Annotated in this window: 2 protein-coding genes; both read right to left on the bottom strand. The window is 74.6% G+C overall.

Annotated features, from left to right (window positions below; translation table 11 throughout):
• Nucleotides 1-1,016, bottom strand: a 1,016-nt coding sequence (locus GWI24_RS43440) for a sensor domain-containing diguanylate cyclase (RefSeq protein ID WP_210951522.1), incomplete at its 3' end; no start/stop codon positions are given.
• A gap of 312 nt (nt 1,017-1,328) precedes the next feature.
• Nucleotides 1,329-2,123: an enoyl-CoA hydratase/isomerase family protein gene (locus tag GWI24_RS43435; RefSeq protein WP_210951521.1), complete on the bottom strand. Its 795-nt coding sequence runs from the start codon at nt 2,121-2,123 to the stop codon at nt 1,329-1,331.
• Nucleotides 2,124-2,355: the final 232 nt, after the last annotated feature.

Below are 2,355 nucleotides of genomic sequence, written 5' to 3'. Positions count from 1 at the left end.
CGGCCCGCCACAACCGGCTTCGGCGAGCGCGCCGCCTTCGCCCGGTACTGGGCCGCGTCCGCCAGGCGGAAGAGGCGGCGGGCCGACGGCACGGGGCCGATCGGATCGCCCGTGGAGGCGATCCCGCAGGCCACGCCCTCGCCCAGTTCCAGCTCCGCCGCCCGCCGGCACAGCTCGTCGGCCACCCGGACCACTTCGTCCGCCGAGGGCCCGACCCCCAGCAGGCAGAACTCATCGCCGCCCAGCCGGGCCACCAGCGCCCCGGGCAGCATCGCACCGCATATGGACAGCAATGAGCCGAACCGTTCCAGCAAGCGATCGCCGACCGCATGGCCGAGCGTGTCGTTCACCCGCTTGAGGCCGTTGAGGTCGCAGACCACCAGGCTCACCACCGTGCCGTCCGCGTGGTACGCCTCCAGCGCCTCGTCCAGTCGTATGTCCACCGCCCGCCGGTTGCCGAGGCCCGTCAGCGGATCGGTGAAGGCTAGGCGGCGGGCCTCCTCGAGGCGCTCGGTCTGGGCCAGCCCGGCGGCGGTCACCGAGGCCAGCACGGTCGCGAAGTCGGCGTCGTCGCGGTCGAAGACGGGTCGCCCGGCCGCCCGGGCCACGTACAGCTCGCCCCACGCCCGCCCGTGCAGCACGATCGGGGCCACCACACAGCTGCCTCGGCCGCGCCGCCGCAGCGCGGCCACCCTCCCCCAGCTGCCGCTGGGCGGGGCCGAGCCGACGCCGGTGCCCACGCCTTCGGCCGTCTCGACCCAGGCGTGCGGCTCCCCGCCCGCCGCCCAGTGCTCATGCACGAATTCGGCGATCTCCGGGAAGTCGTGCACCGGGTACGACTCGTCCTCCGGCAGCCGCTCCTCGCCCGCCATCAGCTCGCCCACGTTCACCAGGACCCGCAGCCGCCCCCGCTCGCGCTCCCACATGGAGATCGCCGCGAAGCTGCCACCGAGGGCCCGGCGGGCCGCCTCGGCCGCCGCGACCGTCGACTCCTGCGGGGCGTGCGCCGCCGCCATCTCCTGAGCGAGCCGCACGACGGCCCGCAATCGTCCGTCGACCCCGCCGGGCCGCCCGCCGATCTCCCCGTTGTCCGTCACGACGGCCTCGCATTCCTCACGGCCATGCATCGTTCGCTCTGCTCTCCAGCGTAAGAACGTCGAGAACAATCCGCTGCGGGCCGTTCACCCCGGGTATCCGAGCGAACGGTCACCCCCGGTGGCCGCTTCACTCCCCCCGGGCCGGGGCCACTCCCCGGATCCGGTCAACTTCCCCGCTCCGGGGTCGCTACTCCCCCGATCGGGGTCCGGGACTCCCCCGGTCCCGGTCCGCTACTCCCCAGGCCAGTTCGCCGGACGCTTCTCGTTGAACGCGGCCACACCCTCCGCGCGGTCCCCGGAGAAGGCCACCGTCCGCCACGCCGCGTCCTCGACCTCAAGACCGGCCCGCAGATCCAGCCCCTGCCCCAGCCGCAGCGCCTTCTTGGCGGCCCGCACGCCGACCGGGGAGTTGGCGGCGATGCCCCGGGCCAGCTCCAGCGCCTCGGTCCGGTCCTCGCCCTCCGCCGTCAGCCGGTCCACCAGGCCCAGCGCATGGGCCTCCGCGGCGGCCACCCGGCGCGCGGAGAAGATCAGCTCGGCGGCGCGCGCGGCGCCCACCCGGCGCGGCAGCAGCTGGGTGCCGCCGCCGCCCGGGATCACCCCGACCGACACCTCGGGCAGCCCCACCACGGCGGTGGGGTCGGCCACGATCACGTCGCACGACAGGGCCAGCTCGAAGCCGCCGCCCAGCGCATAGCCGTGCACCGCCGCGATGGCGGGCATCGGCAGCTCCAGCACCCCGGTGTAGGCGGCGCGGGAGACCGGCCGGTGCCGCATCATCTCGGCGTCGGTGAGCGAGTTGCGCTCCTTGAGGTCGGCGCCCACGCAGAAGGCCCGCTCATGGGTCGAGGTCAGCACCACGGCCCGGACGTCACGGTCCTCGGCCAGCGCCGCGCAGGCCGCCGCGATGGAGCGCGCCATCTCCGACGAGACGGCGTTCATGGCCTTGGGCCGGTCCAGCACCAGCTCGGCCACGAAGCCGTCCCTGCGGACCGCGACCCACTCCCCGTACCGCTGCTCACTCATCACGCACCCTCCCGGTTAACGACCGTGAACACACTGCCCGCGATCATTCCAGCTCCCCGGGGCGTGCGGAACCTGTGAGCGCCCGGACAGGCCCTGAGCGGTCCGCAGGAAGTGCCCCGACAGCCGCAGCGGAGCCGCACATCGACACAGCCCCGCGCCCCTTCGGGGCGCGTCCGAACCGCGGCCCACCTCCGCCGATCCGCTTAGCGGGCCCGCCGCCACCGGTTCAGGA

It is taken from the genome of Streptomyces sp. MK37H, assembly GCF_018035285.1.
Classification (GTDB): domain Bacteria; phylum Actinomycetota; class Actinomycetes; order Streptomycetales; family Streptomycetaceae; genus Streptomyces; species Streptomyces endocoffeicus.
The sequence above is the reverse complement of the archived record's forward strand: the minus strand, read 5'-3'. Positions and strand labels throughout refer to the sequence as shown.

Coding starts and splice junctions, on each gene's coding strand:
- GWI24_RS43435 (WP_210951521.1), bottom strand. CDS start 2,123: ATGAGTGAGCAGCGGTACGGGGAGTGGGTCGCGGTCCGCAGGGACGGC.